The following is a 1652-nucleotide window of genomic DNA, read 5'->3' on the forward strand; positions in this document are numbered from 1 at the left end:
TAATGAGGCAGTAGCGAGGGGTTGGGTGGGTTCTCCCTTTCTTGGTTTCTGTCCTCTGAGCGTGGCTGGGGGGGGGGGGGGGGGGGCCCCCCCCCCCCCCCCCCCCCCCCACCACCCGTACGTCTCCATCCCCTACGCACGAGGAGCGCCCATGGCGCAGCAGGAGCGAGCCGAGCGGACGCGCCGGGCTCTGATCAACGGCGCCGCCAAGGCCATCGACCTCTACGGCTACGAAGGCGCCTCGCTCGCCGTCATCTGCGCCACCGCGGGAGTGACCAAGGGCGCCTTGATGTACCACTTCCCCGCCAAGGACGACCTGGTCAGAGCGGTGCGCACCGAAGCCAGGCAGGCGATCACCGGCGTGCTGGGCGCGGTACCGCACCGCGGGGTCCTCCCCTTGCAGGCCGCCGTCGACATGACGCACGCCGTCGCCGGCCGGCTCGGGCACGACCCCGTCGTACGTGCGGGCGCGCGGCTGACCCGGGAGTTCGTGCACTACCCCGACGGCAGCGTCTCCTGGACCGATGCCGTCCGCGAGGAGCTGGCCGACGCCCTGGCCGGCGCGGCCGACCCCTGGGGGACGGCCTCGCAACTGGTGTACTCCCTGATCGGGATGGACGTGTGCCTGCGCGCGGAGGAACACGACCCGGGCCGTTCCTGCGGGCCGCTGCGCGGGCACCTGACCCGGCTGTGGCAGCTGATCCTCCCGGGGATCCTCGCGGCGCCGCATGCGGTGAAGCTGTACCGGGCCGAGGGCTCGTCGCCGTACTGCGCCTTCGTGGCGGTCCCCGAATCCGTGCGCCTCGGGCAGCGGGGATGAGCGTGGGTCGCGCGGGGGCGGCCATGGGGGCGAGGGCGGCCATGGGGGCGAGGGCGGACACGGGGGCGAGGGCGGACACGGGGGCGAGGGCGGACATGGGGGCGAGCGTGCCCGATCCGCGGCCGCTGACCGGCGAGCCGCTCAGCCTGGACCTCCTCAACACGCACTGGCACGACCGGTACGGCCGCTACGACCTGCTGGACTCCACCGCCGGCCTCGCGTGCTGGCTGGCCGGGTCCCGGGTGGCCGCCGCGTACGCCGACGGCGAGCTGCGTGCCGACCGGACCACCCTGACCGCCGCCCGGGCCGCCCGCTCCGCGCTGGCCGGTGTGGCGGGTGGGGCCGGTGGGGCCGGGCGCGCCGAGGCGGGGCCGGGGGAGCTCGCCGCCTTCAACCGGCTGCTCGACGCGGGCCGCGTCCGCCGGCTGCTCACGGCCGCCGGGCCCGTCGAGCGACTGGAGGCGCCCGACTCGGGCCGCCTGCTCGGCTACCTCGCGGCGGCGGACTACCTCCGGCTGCTCAGCGGTGCGGGGCACCGGGTGCGGAGTTGTGCGAACCCGACGTGTGGGCTGCGCTTCCACGACGTCAGCCGCAATGGCACCCGCCGGTGGTGCACGAGCACGGGCTGCGGCAACCGGGCGAAGGCGGCCCGCCACTACGCCCGCCGGATGGCGTCCTCGGCCTGACGGGTGCGGCGCCGTTGCCGGGGACCGGTCCCCGGGCCCCTGCGCCTCAAACGCCGGCGGGGCTGGGTTGTGGCCGGCGTCTGTGTGGATGTGGTGGGGGCTGCGGGTGGGGGCCGGTGCCGGGGGCGGGGTGGGGTGTCGGCCTG

The 1652-nt window shown here is 76.0% G+C and carries 2 protein-coding genes; both read left to right on the forward strand.

The genetic code is table 11. The features are described from left to right. Window positions 1-151: 151 nt before the first annotated feature. A complete protein-coding gene (locus ACFWBW_RS39965) occupies window positions 152-820 on the forward strand; it encodes a TetR family transcriptional regulator (RefSeq protein ID WP_385384230.1) in 669 nt (222 codons plus the stop codon). A gap of 107 nt (window positions 821-927) precedes the next feature. Continuing rightward, the gene (locus tag ACFWBW_RS39970) at window positions 928-1506 is read left to right on the forward strand and encodes a CGNR zinc finger domain-containing protein (RefSeq protein WP_385384233.1); all 579 of its coding nucleotides are present in this window, start codon (window positions 928-930) and stop codon (window positions 1504-1506) included. Window positions 1507-1652 lie beyond the last annotated feature (146 nt).

It is taken from the genome of Streptomyces sp. NPDC059957 (assembly GCF_042730015.1).
Taxonomy (GTDB): Bacteria; Actinomycetota; Actinomycetes; order Streptomycetales; family Streptomycetaceae; genus Streptomyces.

Excerpts from the sequence above, each read along its gene's own strand:
- ACFWBW_RS39965 (WP_385384230.1), top strand. The coding sequence starts at position 152 with ATGGCGCAGCAGGAGCGAGCCGAGCGGACGCGCCGGGCTCTGATCAAC.